Source organism: Blattabacterium cuenoti (assembly GCF_014251235.1).
In the GTDB taxonomy this organism is placed as follows: domain Bacteria; phylum Bacteroidota; class Bacteroidia; order Flavobacteriales; family Blattabacteriaceae; genus Blattabacterium; species Blattabacterium cuenoti_AF.
This window is the reverse complement of the sequence record NZ_CP059181.1, coordinates 1-22,904: the sequence shown is the minus strand read 5'-3', so window position 1 is coordinate 22,904 and position 22,904 is coordinate 1. Positions and strand designations below refer to the sequence as shown.

The 22,904-nt window shown below is 24.3% G+C and carries 17 protein-coding genes and 1 other RNA gene; 8 read left to right on the top strand and 10 right to left on the bottom strand.

The genetic code is table 11. The annotated features are described in order from the left end of the window. Window positions 1–17: 17 nt before the first annotated feature. Genes H0H78_RS00090 through folK form a run of 5 tightly spaced genes read right to left on the bottom strand, consistent with a single transcriptional unit; the run spans window position 18 to window position 6,097 of the window. Entirely contained in the window at window positions 18–1,205 is a 1,188-nt protein-coding gene (locus H0H78_RS00090) for an aspartate aminotransferase family protein (RefSeq protein ID WP_185851008.1), read from the bottom strand. Next, window positions 1,202–2,887, bottom strand: coding sequence for an OstA-like protein (locus H0H78_RS00085; protein ID WP_185851007.1), 1,686 nt, complete (start codon window positions 2,885–2,887; stop codon window positions 1,202–1,204). Before H0H78_RS00085 ends, H0H78_RS00090 begins: the two co-directional genes overlap by 4 nt. Before the next feature lies 1 nt (window position 2,888). Then, the gene (locus tag H0H78_RS00080) at window positions 2,889–3,278 is read right to left on the bottom strand and encodes a Rid family detoxifying hydrolase (protein WP_185851006.1); all 390 of its coding nucleotides are present in this window, start codon (window positions 3,276–3,278) and stop codon (window positions 2,889–2,891) included. Next, entirely contained in the window at window positions 3,278–5,563 is a 2,286-nt protein-coding gene (locus H0H78_RS00075) for a putative LPS assembly protein LptD (RefSeq protein ID WP_238783756.1), read from the bottom strand. The genes H0H78_RS00080 and H0H78_RS00075 overlap by 1 nt, the downstream gene beginning before the upstream one ends. A 24-nt stretch (window positions 5,564–5,587) precedes the next feature. Further along, window positions 5,588–6,097 carry a 2-amino-4-hydroxy-6-hydroxymethyldihydropteridine diphosphokinase gene (folK, locus tag H0H78_RS00070; RefSeq protein ID WP_185851005.1) on the bottom strand — a complete coding sequence of 170 codons (510 nt, stop codon included), beginning with the start codon at window positions 6,095–6,097 and terminating at the stop codon, window positions 5,588–5,590. A gap of 94 nt (window positions 6,098–6,191) precedes the next feature. Here folK and H0H78_RS00065 point away from each other — a divergent pair, with 94 nt between their 5' ends. Beyond that, window positions 6,192–7,229, top strand: a complete 1,038-nt coding sequence (locus H0H78_RS00065; RefSeq protein WP_185851004.1) for a rod shape-determining protein — start codon at window positions 6,192–6,194, stop codon at window positions 7,227–7,229. A gap of 10 nt (window positions 7,230–7,239) precedes the next feature. Next, window positions 7,240–8,076 (top strand): rod shape-determining protein MreC, encoded by an 837-nt coding sequence (gene mreC, locus H0H78_RS00060; protein WP_185851003.1) that lies wholly within the window; start codon window positions 7,240–7,242, stop codon window positions 8,074–8,076. Window positions 8,077–8,212: 136 nt separating this feature from the next. On the opposite strand, the gene H0H78_RS00055 is transcribed toward mreC, so the two are convergent. Then, the gene (locus H0H78_RS00055; protein WP_185851002.1) at window positions 8,213–8,371 is read right to left on the bottom strand and encodes a hypothetical protein; all 159 of its coding nucleotides are present in this window, start codon (window positions 8,369–8,371) and stop codon (window positions 8,213–8,215) included. A gap of 213 nt (window positions 8,372–8,584) precedes the next feature. Between H0H78_RS00055 and mrdA the strand changes: the two genes are divergently transcribed. The 4 genes from mrdA (at window position 8,585) to lnt (ending at window position 13,876) form a co-directional block, all read left to right on the top strand. Next, window positions 8,585–10,450 (top strand): penicillin-binding protein 2, encoded by a 1,866-nt coding sequence (gene mrdA, locus H0H78_RS00050; protein WP_185851001.1) that lies wholly within the window; start codon window positions 8,585–8,587, stop codon window positions 10,448–10,450. Window positions 10,451–10,560: 110 nt separating this feature from the next. Next, on the top strand, window positions 10,561–11,724 hold the full coding sequence (gene rodA / locus H0H78_RS00045) for a rod shape-determining protein RodA (protein WP_238783754.1): 1,164 nt from the start codon (window positions 10,561–10,563) through the stop codon (window positions 11,722–11,724). Between the two features lie 76 nt (window positions 11,725–11,800). After that, window positions 11,801–12,220: a transfer-messenger RNA gene (ssrA, locus tag H0H78_RS00040) on the top strand. 36 nt (window positions 12,221–12,256) lie between these two features. After that, a complete protein-coding gene (gene lnt / locus H0H78_RS00035; protein ID WP_185851238.1) occupies window positions 12,257–13,876 on the top strand; it encodes an apolipoprotein N-acyltransferase in 1,620 nt (539 codons plus the stop codon). Window positions 13,877–13,902: 26 nt separating this feature from the next. Here lnt and H0H78_RS00030 read toward each other — a convergent pair whose 3' ends face one another. Continuing rightward, window positions 13,903–15,432 carry an NAD(P)H-hydrate dehydratase gene (locus H0H78_RS00030; protein WP_185851000.1) on the bottom strand — a complete coding sequence of 510 codons (1,530 nt, stop codon included), beginning with the start codon at window positions 15,430–15,432 and terminating at the stop codon, window positions 13,903–13,905. A 55-nt stretch (window positions 15,433–15,487) separates the two neighbouring features. Between H0H78_RS00030 and H0H78_RS00025 the strand changes: the two genes are divergently transcribed. Both H0H78_RS00025 and H0H78_RS00020 read left to right on the top strand, forming a co-directional pair. Next, complete coding sequence (locus tag H0H78_RS00025; protein WP_185850999.1) at window positions 15,488–16,681, top strand: dihydrolipoamide acetyltransferase family protein; 1,194 nt, start codon at window positions 15,488–15,490, stop codon at window positions 16,679–16,681. Further along, window positions 16,678–17,172: an inorganic diphosphatase gene (locus H0H78_RS00020; RefSeq protein ID WP_185850998.1), complete on the top strand. Its 495-nt coding sequence runs from the start codon at window positions 16,678–16,680 to the stop codon at window positions 17,170–17,172. The genes H0H78_RS00025 and H0H78_RS00020 overlap by 4 nt, the downstream gene beginning before the upstream one ends. 5 nt (window positions 17,173–17,177) lie before the next feature. On the opposite strand, the gene aspS is transcribed toward H0H78_RS00020, so the two are convergent. The 3 genes from aspS to nusA are packed head-to-tail and all read right to left on the bottom strand — an operon-like array spanning window position 17,178 to window position 22,904. Beyond that, window positions 17,178–18,929 carry an aspartate--tRNA ligase gene (gene aspS / locus H0H78_RS00015; protein WP_185850997.1) on the bottom strand — a complete coding sequence of 584 codons (1,752 nt, stop codon included), beginning with the start codon at window positions 18,927–18,929 and terminating at the stop codon, window positions 17,178–17,180. Between the two features lies 1 nt (window position 18,930). Next, on the bottom strand, window positions 18,931–21,615 hold the full coding sequence (gene infB / locus H0H78_RS00010) for a translation initiation factor IF-2 (protein ID WP_185850996.1): 2,685 nt from the start codon (window positions 21,613–21,615) through the stop codon (window positions 18,931–18,933). Between the two features lie 41 nt (window positions 21,616–21,656). Further along, window positions 21,657–22,904, bottom strand: a complete 1,248-nt coding sequence (nusA, locus tag H0H78_RS00005; protein ID WP_194295599.1) for a transcription termination factor NusA — start codon at window positions 22,902–22,904, stop codon at window positions 21,657–21,659.

Genomic DNA, 22,904 nt, shown 5'->3' with positions numbered 1-22,904 from the left:
CTAATATCTAATACTAATTAATCAAGTTCATTTAAACTTTCTATAATAATAGAACAACCTTTTTTTATTTCTTCTTCTGTAATGGTTAATGGTGGAGTTATTCTCAAGAAGTTATTATTGAATAAAAAATGAAATAAAATTAATCCTTTCTTTAAACAAGAATTTAATACTTTATTTATTTTATTCTTTTCTTTTAATTCAAAAGATAAAAAAAGACCTTTTCCATGAATGTTTTTAATTTGGTTATGGACTAAATATTTCCTTATTAATTTTTCTTTTATAAAAATATCATCCATTATTTTATAATTAATAAGTTGATTTAATGTGCTTAAAGATGCTACTGCAGATAATACATTTCCTCCGAATGTAGTTAAATGATTCATAGGTAATAGAGAAAAATTTTTCATAATTATTTCGGATGACATCAGTCCACTAATAGGCATTCCTCCTCCCATTCCTTTTCCCATTATAAGTATATCAGGAACAATATCATAATGTTCAAAAGCAAATAATTTTCCTGTTCTTCCAAAACCGGTTTGGATTTCATCTAAAATCATCAAAGCTTTATGTTTTTTACATTCTTTTTTTACTTCTTTTAAAAAAGAGATAGTAGGTAATGTTATTCCTAAACCACTATGGATCGTTTCTAAAATAACACAAGCTGTTTTATTGGTTATTAAAGATTTTAATTCTTTTATTTTATTAAATTTTGTAAATTTAATAAGTGGAAGGAGAGGTCTAAATACTCTTTTTTTATTTTCATCATTCATAAGACTCATAGAGCCATGGGTACTCCCATGATAAGAATTTTTACAAGATATAATTTCTTCTTTTCCTGTATAATATTTAGCTAATTTTAATGCACATTCAACAGCCTCAGTTCCTGTATTTAATAAATAAGTCGTGTTTAATGGATATGGTGTATTTTCTGATAACTTTTTGCAAAGTTGAACACAAGGTTCCTGTATAAATTCACCATAGACCATAGTATGTAAATATTGATTTACTTGATCCTTTATAGATTTCTTTATTTCTTTATTCCCATGGCCAAGAGTATTAACGGATATTCCTGCTACAAAATCTAAATATTTTTTTCCATCTTTTCCATAGATATAATTACCATCAGCATAATCTATTATTAATTTCATAGGATTAGATCTGACTTGAGTTTGGTATTTTATAAAATCAGTCTCTAATTTTTTCATAAAAATCTGATTTTTTTTATTTTATTTATTTTTTTTCTTTCTATAATATTTTCTTTTTTATACTTTTTTATTTTTTTTAATAGAAAATTTTTTTTGTTTTTTGGTTTTTCTTTTTCTTTCCATGAAAAGTTTGGAAGAAAAAACTTTAGTTCATCTTTTTTTGTAGACGATTCCTTTTTTAGAAAAAAAACTTCAGAAGTCGTATTATCTAAACATGATATTTTATTTATTTCTTTTCCTTTTTCTATATTTACAGATAGAAATTCACAAGAAGATTTATTGATTATTTTATTTTCTTTATCAGAAGAATAGATATAAATTATACTCTTTACATTTTTTTTAACAAAAAATTTTTTTAATTTATTTTCTTCTTGAAAAAAACCAATCATAGTTTCTCCTTGTATTTGATTAAAATCTATTGAATTTATTTTTTTTATATAAAGAGAATTTTTTAAAATTTTTAATGAATCTAAAAAAAAATCTTTTTTTAGATGAAAAAAAACAGTATCTCCGTTAAATTGCTGATTTTTTATCCAAAAAAAAGGTTTTCCAATGAATTTGATAGATTTATCTATCTCTTTATATTCCATATAATCAGATATTCCTTGAATATTTTCATTAAGAAAAAAACTTTTTACAGGTAATACTTTAATTAAATAAACATTATTGTTTTTTATATATACATTAATAATATCGGAATGAATATAGAAAAAGTTGTTTTTAAATATTTTTATAAAAAAAGAATTTTTTCTAAAAGAAAACAATCCTATAACAAAATCAAAATAGCCTTCATCTCCAAAAAAGTAAGTTTTTTTATTTTTTTCTTCGACAATTACATTTTTAATGTATCCAATTTTTTTTCTTCTGTTTAAGAAAAAATATTTTCCTGTCACTATTTTACCATTATAATGAATTATACAATATTTTTTAGATAAGAAAACTTCTTTTTTTGGAAAAAAAAAACCATCTCTTATATAAAAAAAATTATTCGTTTTATTTATCTCAATAACAGTAGGACTAATGAAATGTATTTCATCTTTTTTTAAGAGATATTCTATTGAATTAGATAATATTGTATAATTATGTAATAATAATTTAACATTATATTTAACTTCTGCTTTTTTTTCTGTAGGAAAAAACATTCCTCTTTCACTAAAAATAGTACAGTTTCCATGAAAAATAGATCCTCCATTTTTATAGATAAAAAATTTTTTTGGAATATTATATTCTAGAATATTGGTAGACAATTTCATTTCATTTTTAAAATGAAGAACAACATTTTTTATAGCTTGAAATATTTTTTTTTCATAATTATAAATTATTGAATTCGATGTTATTTTTATATTATGATGAAAAAAAACAACTTTTCCTGTAATTTTTATATTTTTTTTTTTTCTAGAACATTCTATTTCTTGAGAAAAAATTCTATTTTCATTTGATTTAAATTGGATATTTCCATATCCATGGAAAATATCGTTTTTTTTGTAATAAACAGCTTTATCACAAAAAAGATGATATTTTTTATATTTGAAATGAACATTTCCTATTATAAAAAATTTGGATTTTTTTTCGTTTTTATGTATAAAATCCGCATGAATTAGTTTTATTTCTTTTTTTTCTTGAGAAAAAACTTGATAAAAATATACTAGATTTAATAGACACAAGAAAAAAAAATTTTTCATCTTAATTTTTTTTATATGCTATTAAAGATATTTCTATATTTGCGTTTTTTGGAAGTCCAGAAACTTGTATTGTTTCTCTAACAGGATAACAATTATGAAAAAATTTAGAATAGGAAAAATTTATTTTAGATAAGTCTTCTATATTTTTTATAAAAATAGACGTTTTTATAACATCTTTAAAATTTATTCCACTTTCTAAAAGAATAATTTCCAAATTTTTCATAACTCTATCTGTTTCCTGTTCTATGGTAATATTAATCAATTTTTTAGTTTTTGGATCTATTCCTATTTGACCAGAAACAAATAAAAAGTTTTCTATCAGTAAACATGAACTATATGGACCTAAAGTAGGTATTTTACTTAAAATTTTTTTTTCATGAAAATGTTTCATTAATTATTTGTTACTTTGTATTGTATAATATCACTTAAATTTGGATCTTTTATTCCAATAAAAAAAGACCAAAATGGATCTTTTTCTCCTATAGGTGTCCAATTAAAATTTATTTTAAAACTTCTTAAATCTCTATAAAAAATTACTTTAGCTAAAGTAATTTTATTTTTTAATAAATCATAATTGGTATGCATTTCTATTTTAAAGTATTTAGTTAATTCAATCAATCCTTTTATCATTAAAAAATTATGAAGAAAATAATAAATGTTTTTATTTTTTTCATTTTTTTCGAAATATTCAATTTTTAATTCAATTGGAATTGAATATTTAAAACAATGGTTATCATTAACATAATCTTTATTATTTTCATTTTTATTAAGAAGAATATTATTATTCATCAAATAATATCGAAAAGACAAATTGAATTCGTATTTTCCATCTTTTTTTTCATAAAAATTAAAATTCATTTTATTTTTTTTATTATTATGAAAAAAACTAATTTTTCCTTCATATTTTACTCCAAATTTTTTTGTAAAATTCGTGTATCCAGTTATATGAAATTTATCCCACATCAAAAAATTTTCATAAAAGATATAAGAAGAATGAATTTTAAAAAATTCAAGTATTTTAATTTTTTTGTATTCTGAACTTTTTTCAGTTTTTATTTTTAATTCTAAGTTATTATCTAATAATAGATCTATTATTATTCTGCTATTACTACTCTTAATACCAAGAAAAGTGTCAGTAAAAAAATTTTTATCTTCTTTTTTTTGAAGGAAAATAGGAAAAAAAGAATCTATTTTAAATGAAAACATAGGTGATATTTTAGGTTCCATTAAAAAAGAAGATTTTTTATCCAAAATAAAAATCTTCTCCATAGAAGGAAATAAAAAATCCATAGAAAAATCAATAATTTGATATAAAGATTTACAATGTAAAAAAAACCATGAAGAATGACCTTTATAATAAATATTTGGTGATATTTTTATATATGGATAAGAAAAAATAATAGGAAAATTTGTAGATAAATTTATAGTATTATCTATTTCAGTAGTATGAAAAAATGATTCTTCTTTTTTTTTGAAAGGGTACTTATAATAAATTGAATTATGTGTATTTATCTTATAATCTATATAAAATGAACGTAAAAAAAATTTTTCTTTTGAAAAAGATCTTTTTTCTCTAAAAAAAAGATTAATATCAGGAAGATGGAATAGGGTTTCTTTTTTATTTTTGATCATATAAACATCCATATTTAATAAATAAACATTTTTCATCTTTTTTTTTAATCCTATATTTGGAATATTTGTTTCTTTTCCTAAAAAATTTGATTTATCATAATTGATATCTGCATGAAGTTCTACTTTAGAGTTAAATTTTGTATTTTCATGTTTTTTCCAATTTAGTTGATAATTATTTGTTCTTTTTTTTGAAAAAAATTGATAATTAAAAAGAAGATGTCCATTATATCCTAATTTTTTCAATTTATATTCAATTTCAGTACGGAATTTCCATTCCGAAATTCCATATGTAGATCCTATTAATTTAAAATTGAAAATAGAAATTGGGAAAAATATACCAATGTTATCTATATATAATTTATTCTTTTTTACTCCTATTTTTGGATAATTTATTCCATAAAAAGAAGAAATTCCATTTTTTTTTATAGGAATATATAAAAATGGAATGAATATAGGTAAGGGAACTTGATGAAAGTAGAAAAAAATAGGTCCAGTAAGTACTGTTTCTTTTTTGTGAAAATATTTTATATAATCAGTTTTTAAATAAAAATCAGGATTTTTTTCTTTTTTGTGTAAAAAATATGGATCTGAAATATATACAACTTTTTTTAAAAAACTATAATTTTTTTCTTTTTTAAAAGATTCAGCTATAATAGCATAATCTTTTTTTTTTTGAATATGTACATCTTTAGCGATCCATTTTTTATTATCTAAATTCATGTAAAAAAAATTAGATATGGAAAAATAAAAATCCCCTTTTTGTATAATAACTGGTTTTTCTTTATTTCCCATAGTTTTTATATATTTCTTTTTCCAGTTAAATTCTATATTTTCAGACTTTATTTTTGTATCAAGATATTCTATCAAAGAATTACCATTTAAATAAGAAATTCCTTTTTCTATATTATGTTCTTGTCTATCAGAACTATATTTAATCTTTATCTTTGAATTTATTGTATTTATAGATTTTTCTTTTGATTTTAAATCTTCATTTTTTTCATAAGAAAAGATAAATGATAGAAATATTATTATTGTTCTAAACACCTTTATTTAGGTTTTATTTAAAATTTATTTTTTTAACTTTTTAATTTTGCAATGATCTATACATAAACCTAATATTTCTAATATAGTTAAATGAAATATTGGATGAAATTTATTAGGGGCTATTTCGCACATAGGTTCTAAAATAAATCTACGAAAATGTAATAAAGGGTGTGGTATAGTTAAAATAAAACTTTTAATTATGATACGATCATAAAATAAAATATCTATATCTATTTCTCTGTCTTCATATTTTTTTAATAAATTCTTTTTTTTAGGATTTCTTCCTAAAAGGTTTTCTATCTCAGTTATATTTTTTAATATATCAATAGGAGAATGTAAAGTTTTTATATGTAAAACTCTATTATAAAAAATAGGTGTATTTTCATCCATATTCCACCCTTCGCATGCGAAAAGAGAAGATTTAGAAATGATCCTTCCTATTTTTTTATAAATAAGAGTTAAAGAACTATCTAGATATTTTCTTTTATTTCCTTTATTACTCCCTTGCAATAAAAAAACACTATGTTCTTTCAAGTAAATCTTTCATTTTAATAAAAAACTTAAAAAAGTGGATACTTAATGTAATTATTTTTTATTTAAATTGAATAAATTTTTTCATGATAAAAACATGGGCATAGTTGATTTTATGAATAATTTATTTTCTCAAGAAATAGCTATAGATCTAGGGACAGCCAATACTCTTATCATGCATAAGAATAAAGTAATAGTAGATCTACCTTCTATCATAGCTATAGATATAAGAACAAAAAAAGTATTGGCAGTAGGAGAAGAAGCTAAACAAATGCAAGGAAAAACTCATGAAAATATAAAAATATACAAACCATTAAAAGATGGAGTTATAGCAGATTACCAAGTAGCCGAACTTATGATTAGAGAATTTATAAAAAAAATTCCAGGAATAAATAAAAAATTATTTACACCTTCACTAACTATGGTAATTTGTATTCCATCTGGAATTACAGAAGTTGAAAAAAGGGCTGTTAAAGATTCTGCTCAACACCTTAATGCAAAAGAAGTTTATTTAATTGAAGAACCTATGGCTGCAGCTATTGGTTCTGGTATTTCTGTTACTAAACCTGAAGGTAATATGATTATAGATATAGGAGGAGGGACAACAGAATGTGGAGTCATAGCTTTAGGAGGTATTGTTTGTCAAAAATCCATAAAAATAGCTGGAGATGTTTTTACTAATGATATATCGTATTTTTTACGTACTAAATATAATTTGTATATAGGAGAAAGGACAGCCGAAAAGATTAAAATAGATATAGGTTCAGTTTTAGAAAATATAGAAAATCCACCTGATGATATTCATATACAAGGAAGAGATTTAGCTACAGGTAAACCTAAAGAAATGAATATTTCTTATATAGAAACAATTCCTGCTCTTGATAAATCTATTTTACGTATAGAAGATGCAGTTATGGAAACTTTATCTAGAACTCCTCCAGAACTTGCTGCTGATATTTACAAAACAGGGATATATATGGCTGGAGGTGGATCTCTTCTGAGAGGATTAGATAAAAGAATTTCTAAAAAAACGGGTCTTCCTGTTTATTTAGTAGAGGATCCTTTGAGAGCTGTGGTTAAAGGGACAGGAGTAGCTTTAAAAAATATTGATAAATTTACATTTTTAATGAAATAGGTGTTTTATTATGCGTGAATTTTTCAATTTTTTACTAAAATGGCGTTTTTTTCTTTTTTTTCTTTTGTTAGAATTATCAGCTATTTTTCTTTCTTTCTCAAATTCAAAAAATAAACTTTATCAGTATATATATACTGGATCTTCTAATTTTATTATAGGAAATATCTATGAATCTATTTATAAATTACGTCAATATTTTTTATTGGAAGTTGAAAATCAAAGATTGATAAATGAAAATATAAGTTTACGTCATTCATCTTTTTCTTCTAAAATCAAAAAAGTCATTAAAGATTTTAATGAAGATAATGTAGTTTATTTACAACAATATGTTTATACACCTGTTAAAATTATTAATAATAGCATTCATCAACAAGAAAATTATATAACTATTAATAAAGGTAGTTTAGATGGAATTAGGATAGATATGGGGATCATTTTATCTGATGGAATAGCAGGAATTATAACCAAAACATCTCCACATTTTAGTATAGCTATTTCTCTTTTGAATGCAAAAATTAAAGTTAATGCTAGACTAAGAAAAAATAAATATTTTGGGACAATTAGCTGGGATGGATTAAACCATGAATATGTTGTATTGTATGATATATCTAGATATTCTTTTTTTTCTAATGGAGATATAGTAGAAACAGATGGAAAATCTGCTACTTTTCCTGAGGGTATTCCAATTGGTAAAGTTGATTCTTATAAACTTGATGAAGATCGTGCTAATTACATAATAAAGGTGAAACTTTTTTCTAATTTTTCTACTATAGAAAATGCTTATGTTGTGAAAAATTTATTCAGAAAGGAATGGAATAATATTCATCCTAAAGAAGAAAAAAAATAATGAATTCTATTAAGAATTTTTTCATACAGATCTTTTCTATTTTTATTCTATGTTTGGTTCAGATATCTATATTAAATCCAATTCTTTATGGATGGTGGTACATATATATATATGTGCTTTTTATATTCATTTATCCTTATTCTGGAAATAAATTTATTTTTTTGTTTTTTTCTTTTATAACTGGATGTATTATAGATTTTTGCATGAATTCAGGAGGAATACATGCTTTTTCTTTAACCTTTTCTTCTTTTTTTAGATTAAAATTTATACAATTTTTTGATGGAAAAAATTTCATTAATCAAAAAAATTTTTCTACTTATGATTTACCTTTTCTAAGAAAAATTCTTTATTTATTTTCGTTAATTAGCACTCACCATTTTTCTTTATTGATATTAGAAATAATAAAAACTTCTCATTTTAATAATATAATTTTACTGAAAACTGTATTTAGCAGTATTTTTACAACAATTTTATGTATTATATATTTTTTTTTTAGAAAAATTAAACATTGAAAAAGTTATACGTATTTTACATTCTACTAAGTTCTATAGGTTTAATTTTTATAATAAGATTGTTTTATATACAAATATATACTGAAAAATATATATTAAACGCATTTAATACTTCTATAAAACAAGAAATTATCATCCCTGAGAGGGGTTATATTTTTGATAGAAAAAATAATTTATTAGTTTTTAATAAATCTATTTATGAACTAATAGTTGTTCCTATGCATGTTGATGAACATTTTAATATCGTAGAATTTTGTAATTTATTGGGGATAGAAAAAGAAACATTTTATAAAAATTTAAAAAAAGCAAAAGATTATTCAAAGTATTTACCTTCTGTTTTTCTTTCTTTTATTTCAAAAGAAAAATTTGCTACTATACAGGAAAAACTTTATAAGTTTAAAGGTTTTGACTGGACAAAACGATCTTTTAGAGATTACAAAGTAGAAAGTGCAGCTAATATATTTGGATATATAGGTGAAGTAACTCAAGAAGTTATTAAAAAAGAATCCAATTATTATCAAATGGGAGATTTTATAGGTTGGGCTGGAGTAGAAAAATCTTATGAAAAAATATTGAGAGGTAAAAAAGGTGTTAAATATTGGATAAAAGATAAAAACGGAAGTATTATAGGAAGTTATAATAATAAAAAGAATAATATAAAAGCTGTTAGTGGAAATGATATTTCATTAACTATTGATTGGGAATTGCAAAATTATGCAGAAAAATTAATGTATCATAAAAAAGGAGGAATAGTAGCTATTAATCCTAAAACTGGAGAGATTCTCTCTCTTGTTTCTAGTCCAATAAACAATCCTAATTTATTTGTAGGAATTAATCGTTCTAAGGAATTCAAAAAATTAATTGAAAATAGAATAGATTATCCTTTATTAGATAGAACGACACAAGCACGTTATCCACCTGCTTCTTCTTTTAAATTATTAACGGAATTAGTTGGTCTTCAAATGGGAGTAGTAAATAAAAATACGACTTTTATATGTTATAAAGGATTCAAATACGGGAAAAAAAAGATTCACTGTCATTCTGGTTTTCATGGTTATCCAATAGGATTAGAAACGGCTGTTGCTGTTTCATGTAATACTTACTTTGCAAAAGTATATAAACGAGTGATTGAAAAATATCCAAAAAATTTAACAAAAGGAGTAAATGAATGGTGTGATATTATTAAAAGTTTTGGTTTTGGAAATTATTTTTATAATGATTTAGCAACAGGAGAGAAAGGAATTATTCCTTCTGGAGAATATTATAATAAAAAATATGGATATACAAAATGGAATGCTCTAACAATAATTTCAAATAGCATCGGACAAGGAGAGATTAATGTAACACCTATTCAATTAGCTAATATGACTTGCGCTATAGCTAATAAAGGTTTTTTTTATACTCCACATATTGTAAAATATATTAATCATAAACCTATCGAAAATTCTAATTATAATTCAGCAAAATATACAAAAGTAAAAAAAAAGTATTTTGATTTAATTATCCATGGAATGGAAAAGGTTTTTGTAATTGGAACTGGTAGAAATTTTAAATCTTCTGATATTAGAATGGCAGGAAAAACAGGAACTTCTCAAAATTTTATTAAGTTAAATCATAAAATAATTCATCTTCCAGACCATTCTATATTTATTTTGTTTGCTCCAGTAGAAAATCCTAAAATAGCTATTTCTGTAATTATAGAAAATGGAGGCTTTGGATCTCGTTGGGCTGGTCCTATAGCTAGTCTTATTGCTGAAAAATATATTAGAAATTGTGTACATAGAAAAAATCTGGAAAAAAAAATAATGACATCAGGTTTAGAAGAAGTTTATAATTATATAGCAAAAATGAAAAAAAGATAAATTTTTTAAATTTTAAAATTATCTTGAAAATAAGGAGAAATAAAATATTATTAAGAAATATAGATTTTTGTATTATTGTCATTTATATTTTTATGATTTTCTTCGGGTATATGAATCTATATTCTGTTTCTTATGAAAAAGCGGAAAAACAGATAATATGGATAGTATTGAGCTTTTGCTGTATTTTTATCGTTTTTTTATTTAAACCTATACATTATAAATATTTTTCTCCATTTTTTTTCTTGTTTACATTACTTCTTTTAATTGGGGTTTTTTTTTTCGGTAAAAATATAAATGGATCGAAATCCTGGTATGTTTTTGGTCCTATAAGTTTTCAACCTTCCGAATTATCTAAAATATCAACATCTTTAATGATTTCTCATATTATGAGCCAAGAAAATAGCGATATTAAAAAAAATAAAAAAACTCTATTATATATAATTATAACGTTATTATTGCCAATGATTCTAATATTTCTTCAACCAGATCCAGGATCATCTATAGTCTTTTTTTCCTTTATTCTTACTCTGTATAGAGAAGGTTTATCTATATTTTTTTTATTCTATGCTTTTGTTTCAATTTTTTTATTTTTTTTATCATTAAACATATCATCTTGGATTATTATATTTTTTTTATTTACAATTTTTTTGCTTTTTTTATTTCTAAAAAAAAAAAGATCTATAAATGACATATTTTTTTACTTCATTTTTTTTATCTTTTTTTCCATTTTCGTTTTTATTTCTCCATTTTTTTATCAAAATTTTTTGAAAAAACATCATAAGGATAGAATTAATATTCTATTTAAAAATGAATTTGATAAAAAATATAGAGAAAATGTAGGATATAATCTTCTTTATTCTAAAACAGCAATTGGTTCTGGTAAATTTTTTGGAAAAGGATATAAAAAAGGAACAATTACAAAAGGTAAATTTGTTCCTGAACAACATACAGATTACATTTTCTGTACGGTAGGAGAAGAATGGGGATTCATAGGAAGTGTAACCTTAATTGTTTTTTATTTATTATTTATTAGTCGGATATATTTTTTATCAGAAAGGCAAAAAAATATTTTTGGAAGAATTTTTGGATATTCAGTTGGAAATATTTTTTTCATACATTTTATCATAAATTTAGGTATGGTTATGGGGTTATTTCCTACAATAGGAATTGTTTTACCATTTTTCAGTTACGGAGGGTCATCTCTTTGGTCTTTTACTATTTTATTATTTATTTTTATCAGATTAGATTTATCTAATCAAACTAGTTTACTATAAACTAATAAATTTTTTGTTTTAAAATATTTTTCTTATCTTCCTTCAACTTATCTTATCTTGAAAAAAAAAACGAATAGGGGCTGATATCAGGAATAGACAGCAAGATTGTTATGATGGAAGGAAAGCATATCGTGTTACGTAAGGTGATACACGTAAATACCTCGTTACAAATATATAAATGGCGAAAAACAATACGCTTTTGCTGCTTAATGAAATAATAATATATTTCATTTAAGTTTTATCTGTGAATCAAAATACAGAAGCAAAATATCTCTCGGAAATTTTTTCTTGTGATTTCTGACATAGAGGTACTCAAAATACAAGAATAAGAAAACGGATGATTCTTATGTTTTCCTATTAATTTTTTCAGAATCTAAGATTAAAATTAGGTATCCAAATACCGATATTAATCTGAAAAAATAATATTTGGATAAATATGTAGAAATCCTTTTTCATACTTGTTTGGACGCGGGTTCAAATCCCGCCAGCTCCACTATGGAAAAATATTCGATTAACAAATCATCTATAGAAGATAAAATTTTTTTTATATAGTATTTTTTCAGGAATTTTATTAGGATTAGGTTGGCCTACTGATGGTCATCCTTTATTTCTATTTATAGCTTTTATTCCTCTTTTATATATAGAAGATCATCCTTCTTGTAAAGGTATTTTTATTTGGTCTTTTCTATCCTTTTTAATATGGAATGGGCGTTCTACATGGTGGCTTTCTTATGCAAGAAAACCTAATGGATTTTTTTCTGTAGAAGCTTATTTAATCCCTATTCTTATTAATTCTTTTTTGATGTCTATGATTTTTATTTCTTATTCATTTATAAGAAAAAAAGTAGAAAGCAAAAGAATAGGCTATCTTTTTTTAGTTTGTTTTTGGATATCATTTGAGAAAATGCATTTAGAATGGGAATTATCTTGGCCTTGGTTAAATTTAGGAAATGGTTTTTCTAACCAGACGGAATGGATTCAATGGTATGAATATACAGGATCTTTAGGTGGAACATTATGGGTATGGTGTGTGAATATAGGATTTATGAATTCTATAAGAATCTATCATAAAAATCAGAATAAATTAATTTTTTATAAAAATATATTAATAAATATAGGAATAATATTTTTTCTAATTTTCATTTCTAACTACATATATATAACATATACAAATGAAAACAAAAAAACAGCAGATGTTTTTATTTTACAACCAAATATTGATCCATATCATGAAAAATATAAAATATCTACGGGAAAACTAATTATAAAAATTAAAAATTTAATAGATAAGAAAAAATATTTTGTAAAAAAAACTTTTATAATAGCTCCTGAAACAACATTACCTGGATTTAGGTATGGTAAAATATCTATAAATAAGATATCTAAAAATAAATTAATTTCTATATTTAAAAAGTCTATTAAAAAATATCCAAATTCTGTGTTTATTACAGGGATAGAATCATATAGTCTTTATTCTAATAAAGAGAAGAAAAGCAAAACTTCTATTCCAATTTTTTTTAAAAATCGTATACAATGGTTAGATATTTTTAATTCAATTATTCAAATTGGAAATTCTAATGATATTAGTATTCATCATAAATATAAATTAGTTCCAGGAGTGGAAACTTTTCCTTATAAAAAATTTCTTTATCCTATATTAGGAAACATTTTACTGAATTTTGGAGGAATAGTAATGGAACATGGAAAACAGAATATACAAAATGTATTTGTACATCCTGATTTAGATATTAAAATAGCACCTATTATATGCTACGAATCTGTTTTTGGAGAATATGTTTCCAAATTTTTTAGAAAAAATGCAGATTTTATAGTTATCATCACTAATGATGGATGGTGGGGTTTTTCACAAGGGCATAAACAGCACTTATATTATGCTCGTCTTAGAGCTATTGAAAATAGGAAATATATAGCGAGATCAGCTAATACAGGAGTTTCTTGCGTTATCAATGAAAAAGGAGAAATTATTTCTTCTCTTCCATATGGAAAAGAAGGTGTTTTATCTCATAAAATTTTTCTTAATAGAAAAAAGACATTTTATATAAAAAATGGAGATTTATTTTTTAAAGCAAGTTTTTTCACTTGTATTCTAATTCTTGTGTATACAATAGGATATCGTCTTATCCTACGATAAAATAAATAAAAAATATTTCCTTTTTTTTATTTTCTTATTTTTTGATAAGATTTACCTATGTAATCTATAATATCTCCAGCTATTATGGATTCTTCTGTTTTTTCCATGGAAGCTAAATCTCCAGATAATCCATGTATATAAACTCCTAATAAACATGATTCTTTAGGTGAATAACCTTGAGATAATAAACCAGTAATAATTCCTGTAAGAACATCTCCACTTCCTGCTGTTGACATTCCTGGATTTCCTGTGCTATTAAAATAAAGTTCACCATCAGGAGTTGAAATTACTGTATGAGCACCTTTCAATACTATATAAATGGTATATCGAATTGATATTTCTTTTATTTTATCCAGTTTTTGATAATCGTTAATCCAAGTTCCATATAATCTAGAAAATTCTCTATAATGTGGAGTAAGAATAGTCTCTTCAGGAAGATAAGAAAGTAATTCTACTCTATCTGATAGTATATTTATTCCGTCTGCGTCTATTACCAAGGATTTTTTTTTATTTTTCTTTAAAAAAGTTTCTAGAGCAAAAGAAGTTTCAGGATTTTTTCCTATCCCCATTCCTATTCCAATAGTATTGACAGAAGAAAGATTTTGAGTAGGTATTTTACTTATAAAATATTTTTTTGGATCTGTTACTACAATAACTTCTGGAATAAGAGTTTGGATTATTTGATATCCACAACTTGGGACATATACGCTCAATTTTCCAATACCGATTCGAAGACATGCTTTAGCTGAAAGGACCATAGAACCCATCATCCCATATTTACCTCCTATAAGAAGTCCATGACCGTAATTTCCTTTATGAGTAAACTTTTTTCTTTTTTTGTATATAGAATGAATACTTTTTTTATCTATAAAGAAATTTTTTACGGACATATGATGTGTATACTCTTCTTTCCATCCAATATCTAATAGAAACCATTTTCCAATATAATCTTCATAATCAGGAAAAAAAAAGGGAAGTTTTGGGACTTGAAAAGTTAAGGTATGAGTAGATTTTATTATTCTTTTGTAAAGAATATCTTTTTTTTCTTCTATAAAAAGTCCAGAAGGAACATCTATAGATATAACATATTTAAATTTTTTTTCATTTATAAAATGAAAAAAAGAAATCCAATAAGGGTTGTTAATAGGACGATTTAATCCTATTCCAAAAATAGCATCAATTATACAATCTCCTTCATTTTTAAAAGAAGGATATGGATCTCCATCATTAATATATTTTAACTCTATTCCGTATTTTATGATTTTTTTTTTGGTAAAAATAAATTCTTTGGAAATATTATTGGATATGTTTAGTTCATATATAGTAACTATAATTCCATGTTCGGATAACATTTTAGCTAAAGAAAGGCCATCTCCACCATTTTTTCCTCTTCCTGCTAATAAAATAACTTTTTTAAGTTTTTTATCAAAAAAATTAATTATCCAGTCATAACATTTTCTTGCTGCTCTTTCCATTAACTCTATGGACGAAATATCTTCGTTATCAATACAATATTGATCTGCATCTTTTATTTGGTTTAACGAAAGAATTTTCATATTTTAATTTGATTTTTTTTTAAACAAAAATAATAATATAAAAGGATAAGTTTAGATGGCCAAGTATAATTTGACCCTTCCATCCATGGGGGAAAGTATAGCTGAGGCTACCATCATTCGTTGGTTAAAAAACGAAGGAGATTATGTAAAAAAAGAAGACATTTTAGTAGAAATTGCTACAGATAAAATAGATACTGAGATTTCTTCTCCTGTAAACGGAATATTGAAAAAAAAATTGTTTTCTTCAAATGAAGTAGCTAAGGTAGGAAGTTCTATTGCCATTATAGAAACAGAAAATCAATTAAGTAAAGGCTATAAACGTTTTTATTCTCCTTTAGTTAGAACTATAGCTCATAAGGAAGGATTAAGTTTATCTGAATTAGAATCTATAGTAGGGACTGGATATAAGAATAGAGTAAGTAAAAAGGATATTATAGAATATATTCATTTAAAAAAATGTAATAAAATTATTTATCCTAATTATGTCACTTTTTCTAAAAAAAATAAAAAAGATTCTATTCTTTATCATAAAGCAGAAGAAGAAGAAATAGTTGAGATGGATAGAATTCGTAAGATAACAGCTTCTAACATGATCAAAAGCAAAAATATATCTGCACATGTGACTTCTTTTGTAGAAGCAGATGTGACAAATATTGTAAAATGGAGAGATAAAATAAAAGATATTTTCCAAAAAAAAACAGGAAAAAAATTAACATTAATGTCTGTTTTTGTAGAATGTGTAGTTAAAGCAATAAAGGATCATCCCTTGATTAATATTTCTGTTCATGGAACTAATATTATCAAGAAAAGAAATATTCATATAGGATTAGCAACTGCATTACCTAATGGAAATTTGATAGTTCCTGTTATTAAAAATGCAGATTCCTATAGTTTAGGAAGTTTAATAAAAATTATTAATGATTTAATAAAAAGAGCTAGATCTAATCAATTAAAACCTGATGAAACTAAAGGTGGAACTTATACTATTAGTAATATAGGTAGCTTTGGTAATCTTTTTGGAACACCAATAATACATCAGCCACAGGTTGCTATTATGGCTATAGGTTTAATACAGAAAAAATTATCCATAATAGAATCTCCAGAAGGTGATTTTATTGGAATAAGGCATAAAGTTTATCTGTCTCATTCTTATGATCATAGAGTAATTGATGGAGTTTTAGGTGGAGGATTTGCAAAAAAAGTAGCGTTATATTTAGAAAAATTCAATTGTTATACAAAAATAATATGAAAATAATTACTTTCGATGTTTTAATAGAAATTCCAAAAGGAAGTAGAAATAAATATGAATTTGATAAAAAAAATCATTTTATTCGGTTAGATAGAGTTTTATATTCTCCTATGAGTTATCCTACAGATTATGGTTTTATTCCAAAAACTCTTTCAAAAGATGGTGATCCATTGGATGTTTTAGTTTTTTTAACAGAACCAACCATCCCTGGATGTTTAATAAAAGTAAAGCCAATAGGGGTTTTCTTTATGAAAGACGAAAAGGGAGAAGATGAAAAAATTATTTGTGTTCCTCTATCAGATCCAAATTATAATACTATCAACAATATTGATGAAATTTCATTTCATTCTAAAAAAGAAATTGAACATTTCTTTTTAGTATACAAAGATTTAGAAAAGAAAAAAGTAAAAATAGGAGATTGGAAAAATCAAGAAGAAGCTATTCTTATTTACAAAGAATCTTCTTTAAGATATAAAAATAGTTGTATATGAAAAAATTATTTTAGATTTAATTCTTTTAATTTTTCATTTTTTAAAGTGGATGGAGTATTGATCATTAAATCTCTTCCAGAATTATTTTTTGGAAAAGCGATAAAATTTTTTATATTTTCATTTCCTTCTAATATAGCTAATAATCTATCTAATCCAAAAGCAATACCACCATGAGGAGGAGCTCCGTATTCTAAAGCTTTATTGAAAAAACCAAATTCATATTCTATTTCTTTTTCAGAATATCCTAAATGTTTAAAAATAGATTTTTGTATTTTTTTATTATGAATTCGTATAGAACCTCCTCCTATTTCTACTCCGTTTATGATCAACTCATAGGAGTTAGCACGAATATTTTCTATATTTTCTTTTTTTTCTTCATCTAAAAAATGTAAATCTTCTTTTACTGGACTTGTAAAAGGATGATGAAAAGATTTAAATTTTTTAGATTTTTCGTTCCATTCTAAAAGAGGAAGATCTATAATCCATATAGGTTTATATATTTTAGTATTTTTTACATTTAAAATTTTTGTCATTTCTAGACGAATTTTACTCATTTTTTCTCTTGTTTCTTTTCTTTTTCCATGAATAATGAATAATAAATCTCCAGGTACTGCTTTAAAATATTGCAAAATGATTTTGCAGTTTTCATTGTTAAATAATTCTTTTTGAGAAGAAAAAAATTTTTTATTCGGTAAAAATTTGATCCAAAAAATCTCTTTTTCGTTAATTTTTAGTTCTTTTATTCCTTTTAAAATAGAATTAATTTTATCACATGTGTAATGAGCAAAATTAGGAACTTTTATTCCTATTGTTAATTTTTCTTTTTGGAAAGAAAAAATTCCTTTTTTTAAGAAAAAATCATTTAATTCGATAAATTCCATTTCAAAACGTAAATCAGGACTATTTGTTCCATAACATTGAATAGATTTAGTATAAGGAATACATCTAAAAGGTTCTAATTGAATATTTTTTATTTTCTTGAATAAATGCTTAATAAATTTTTCAAAAAAATTTAAAACGTCATTCATATCTACAAAAGACATTTCACAATCTATTTGTGTAAATTCTATTTGACGATCGGAACGAGCATCTTCATCTCGAAAACATTTTACTATTTGAAAATATTTATCTATCCCTCCTATCATCAATAATTGTTTGAATAATTGAGGAGATTGATGTAATGAATAAAACAGACCCTTATGATTTCTGTAAGGAACAACAAAGCTTCTAGCTCCTTCAGGTGTTTCATTTATTAAAATAGGTGTTTCTATTTCTAGAAAACCGTTATTAGAAAGATAATTTCGTATTTCTAAAGAAATATTATGTCTAAGTATTAAATTATTTTTTATAGAATTTCTCCTAATATCAAGATATCTATATTTCATTCTAGTTTCTTCATCTCCATCTGTTTTTTCTTCTATAAGAAAAGGAGGAGATAAGGAAAAATTCAAAATTTCTAATTTTGAAACTAGTATTTCTATTTCTCCTGTAGGTATCTTTTTATTTTTAGATTTTCTTTTTACTACTTCACCTTCCACTTGAATTAAAAATTCTTTTCCTAATTCTATATGATCTTGTTTATTTTTAATAATAAATTTTTTTGAAAAAAAAAGTTGGATAATTCCAAAAAAATCTCTAAGATCTAAAAAACATAAGGAACCTAAGTTTCTTATGTTTTTTATCCATCCAGATAAAACTACTTTTTTACCAAGATCTTTTTTTGTCAGTTCACCACAATTATGTGTTCTATAAAACATGTTAGTTCACTAATTTTTTTTGGATTTTTTTTACAGTAGTAGTTTTTAATTCTTCATAAGATTCTATTATATCTCCAGGTTTAAGATCATGATGATCTTTTATTCCTATACCACATTCATATCCTTTAGATACTTCTTTTATATCTTTTTTAAAACGTTTTAGAGAAGTAAAAAGACCATTATGAATTACTATTCCTTCCCTAATTAATCTAACTTTTGAATAACGTAATAATTTTCCTTCTATCACCATACATCCAGCTATAGTTCCAATTTTTGGAATTTTAAATATTTCCCTTATTTCCGCATTTCCCAATATTTTTTCTCTTATTGTAGGAGACAACATTCCATCCATCGCTTCTTTTATATCATTTATGACATCATAGATGACTGAATAAGTTCTAATTTCTATATTTTCTTTTTTTGCCATATTCTTAGATCCATGATTAGGACGTACATTAAATCCTATGATAACAGCGTCAGAAGCACTAGCTAGTAAAACATCAGATTCTGTTATTTGACCAACTCCTTTGTATATAAGACTTACCATAATGGTATTTATAGATAGTTTTTGAAGTGAATCTGATAGAGCTTCAACGGATCCATCTACATCTCCTTTAAGAATAATTTTAAGTTCTTTAAAATCTCCAAGAGCTATACGTCTTCCTATTTCATCTAAAGTTAAATGTTTTTGAGCTCTTATGTTTTGTTCTCTCTTCAATTGTTCTCTTCTTGATGCAAGCTGTTTTGCTTCTTTTTCATCTTTAAAAACTTTAAATTTATCTCCTGCGGCAGGAGCTCCATTTAGTCCTAGTATGGTAATAGGTTTAGAAGGACCAGCTAAGAAAATATTTTTTCCTCGTTCATCCAACATGCTTTTTACTTTCCCATGATGACTTCCAGCTAATACATAATCTCCTATATTTAAAGTTCCAGATTGTATAAGCATGCTTGTTATATAACCTCTACCCTTATCTAAAGAAGCTTCTATAACTGTTCCTGTTGCTGGTTTATTTGGATTTGCTTTTAAATTAAGAAGTTCGGAAACTAGGAGGACTTTCTCTAAGAGTTTATTTATCCCGGTCCCTAATCTTGCAGATATTTCTTGAGAATGGTATTTTCCTCCCCATTCTTCAACTAAAAAATTTAAATTTGCTAATTGCTCTCTAATTTTATCAGGACGTGAATTTATCTTATCTATTTTGTTAAGTACAAAAATAATAGGAACATTTGCTGCTTGAGCATGACTAATAGCTTCTTTTGTTTGAGGCATAACCTGATCATCAGAAGCAATAACTATGACTGCTATATCAGTTATTTGTGCCCCTCTTGCACGCATAGCTGTAAAAGCTTCATGTCCTGGAGTATCTAAGAAAGTAATACTATTCTTATTAGAACATTCAACACTATAAGCCGCTATATGTTGAGTAATTCCTCCCGCTTCTCCAGCAATAACATTTGTATTCCTGATGTAATCTAATAAAGACGTTTTTCCATGATCAACATGACCCATTACGGTGATAATAGGAGGTCTTTTTTCTAAATTTTCTTCTAAATCCTTATCATCTTGTATTGCTTCCTCTAAATCTAGACCTACAAATTCTACATTATATCCAAATTCGTCTGAAACTAATGTCAATATTTCTGCATCTAATCTTTGATTCATGGTTACCATAATTCCTAAAGACATACAGGAAACAATAACATCTGTAGCATTAACATTCATCATAGATGCTAATTCATTAACCGTTGTAAATTCAGCTACTTTAAGTACTTTTTCTTGTTTTTTGTTTTCTATTTCGTCTTGTAAAATTCTTTTTTCCTTTTTATGTTGACGTTTTTCTTTTCTAATTTTGTAAGCTTTTGATTTTATTCCTTTTGAAGAAATTTTTTCTAAAGTTTCTTTAATTTGTTTTTCTATTTGTTCGTCTGTTATTTCTAACTTGTATGAAGTTTTCTTTTTTTTGATTCTCTCTTTTTTATCAAAAGAAAATGAATTTCTAAAGAAATTTTTTCTGTTTTTTTCTTCTTTTCTTCTTGTAAAAGGATTTTTTATATCCTCTACAATAATTTCTTTTTTAATTCTTTTACGTCTTCTTTTAATATTTTTTTCTTGTTTCTTTTTTTTCTCGAATTGAGATAAATCAATTCTATCTCCAGTTAATATTACTCCATCTAATTTCTTATAGATAGTATCTATATGTTCTGGTTTATCTTTTTTATGTTTATTATTATCATGTGTAATGAGTTTATCTATTTTTTTTTCTACAAAAGATTTGATATTTTTTTCATATTTTACAGATGATTTTTTTCCAAATTTTTTTTGTTCTTTAATTTTTTCATCACGAGATCTATCTAATATATCAATATCTATTTTTCCTATTTTTTTCAATTCAATTAAATTTTCTGATTTTGCGCGAATAATTTGAGTATTGTTTTTAGATTTTAATAATTCTTCTTTTATTTTTTCCGTTTCTATTCTATTTTTTATAAGAGCTTTTTCCGAAGCATCTCGTATGTCTTTATAAGTCTGAAATTCTTTAACCAAAAATTTGTATACTTGTTCTTCTATTTTCGTATTTGGATTATTTTCTATTTTAATCCCTTTTTTTTGTAAAAAATTAATGACTCTCTGTAAAGAAATATTTAATTTAGTTAATACGGTTTTTAATCTGATCTTATCAGTCATAAGAAAAAAAATAAAAATTTAGGTAAAAAATCATGATTTTATTATATATTTAATTCTTCTTCAAATTCTTTTTTTAAGATTGAAACTACTTTATTTATAATCTCTTCTTCAAGATTAGTACGTTTACTTAAATCTTTATTTATAGAATTTAAAATAGATTTTGCGGTATTTAAACCGATTTTATGAAATTTTTCAATAACCTCTTTTTCGATTTCATCAGAAAATTCAGTCAGTTCTACGTCATCTTCATAAGGAAAATCTTGAAATACATGTATTTTATAACCTGTTAATAAACTAGCTAAACGTATGTTCTGTCCTCCTTTTCCAATAGCTTTAGATATTTCATCTAATTTTAGATAGACATTGACGAATTTATTCTTCTCATGGATTTCCATCATAGAAACTTTTGCAGGACTTAAAGATCTTGTTATATACAATTGTATATTAGTTGTATAATTTATAACATCTATATTTTCATTTTTTAATTCTCTAACAATAGGATGTATTCTAGATCCTTTTATTCCTACACAAGCTCCAACAGGATCGATTCTATCATCATAAGACTCTACTGCTACTTTAGCTTTTTCACCTGGAATACGAGCTACTTTTTTAACAGTTATTAATCCTTCAGAAACCTCTGGTATTTCTAATTTAAAAAGTTCTTCCAAAAAGGAATCATCTTTTCTAGTTAAAATACCTAAAGGTTTATTATCTTTCCAATCTATTCTTTTTACCAATGCTCTAACTGGATCTCCTTTACGAAAAAAATCATTTGGAATTTGTTCTTTTTTAGGTAAAACCATTTCATTTTGTTCTTCATCTCTCATAATAATTTGATTTGGTAAAATATGATATACTTCTACATGAATAATTTCACCAATTTTATTTTTAAATTTTTTATAAGTATTAGTATAATCAAATTCATTTATTTTTGAAAGTAAATTTTGCCTTAAGGTTAAAATAGCTCTTCTTCCAAGAGATTTTAGTTCTACTTTTTCTGTTACTTCTTCTCCAATTTCAAAATCTACTTCTATTTTTCGTGCTGTAGATAATTCTATTTCTTTATTAAGATCTTTTACCATCCCATCTTTAACTACAATGCGATTTCTCCAAATTTCCAAATCTCCTTGATCGGGATTAACAATAATATCATAATTTTTGGATGAATCATATTTTTTCCTTAATACACATCGTATAGATTCTTCTAAAATAGCCATAAGACTAACTCTATCTATGTTTTTTTCACTTTTAAAATCTGAAAAAGAATCTATTAAAGCTTCATTATCCAT

What these genes read in the sequence shown, in the direction of transcription:
- H0H78_RS00090 (WP_185851008.1), bottom strand. Translation starts at nt 1,205, where the DNA reads ATGAAAAAATTAGAGACTGATTTTATAAAATACCAAACTCAAGTCAGA.
- H0H78_RS00085 (WP_185851007.1), bottom strand. Translation starts at nt 2,887, where the DNA reads ATGAAAAATTTTTTTTTCTTGTGTCTATTAAATCTAGTATATTTTTAT.
- H0H78_RS00080 (WP_185851006.1), bottom strand. Translation starts at nt 3,278, where the DNA reads ATGAAACATTTTCATGAAAAAAAAATTTTAAGTAAAATACCTACTTTA.
- H0H78_RS00065 (WP_185851004.1), top strand. Translation starts at nt 6,192, where the DNA reads ATGGGCATAGTTGATTTTATGAATAATTTATTTTCTCAAGAAATAGCT.
- mreC (WP_185851003.1), top strand. Translation starts at nt 7,240, where the DNA reads ATGCGTGAATTTTTCAATTTTTTACTAAAATGGCGTTTTTTTCTTTTT.
- H0H78_RS00055 (WP_185851002.1), bottom strand. Translation starts at nt 8,371, where the DNA reads ATGAAATTTTTTCCATCAAAAAATTGTATAAATTTTAATCTAAAAAAA.
- rodA (WP_238783754.1), top strand. Translation starts at nt 10,561, where the DNA reads ATGAATCTATATTCTGTTTCTTATGAAAAAGCGGAAAAACAGATAATA.
- H0H78_RS00030 (WP_185851000.1), bottom strand. Translation starts at nt 15,432, where the DNA reads ATGAAAATTCTTTCGTTAAACCAAATAAAAGATGCAGATCAATATTGT.
- H0H78_RS00025 (WP_185850999.1), top strand. Translation starts at nt 15,488, where the DNA reads ATGGCCAAGTATAATTTGACCCTTCCATCCATGGGGGAAAGTATAGCT.
- H0H78_RS00020 (WP_185850998.1), top strand. Translation starts at nt 16,678, where the DNA reads ATGAAAATAATTACTTTCGATGTTTTAATAGAAATTCCAAAAGGAAGT.
- aspS (WP_185850997.1), bottom strand. Translation starts at nt 18,929, where the DNA reads ATGTTTTATAGAACACATAATTGTGGTGAACTGACAAAAAAAGATCTT.
- infB (WP_185850996.1), bottom strand. Translation starts at nt 21,615, where the DNA reads ATGACTGATAAGATCAGATTAAAAACCGTATTAACTAAATTAAATATT.
- nusA (WP_194295599.1), bottom strand. Translation starts at nt 22,904, where the DNA reads ATGGATAATGAAGCTTTAATAGATTCTTTTTCAGATTTTAAAAGTGAA.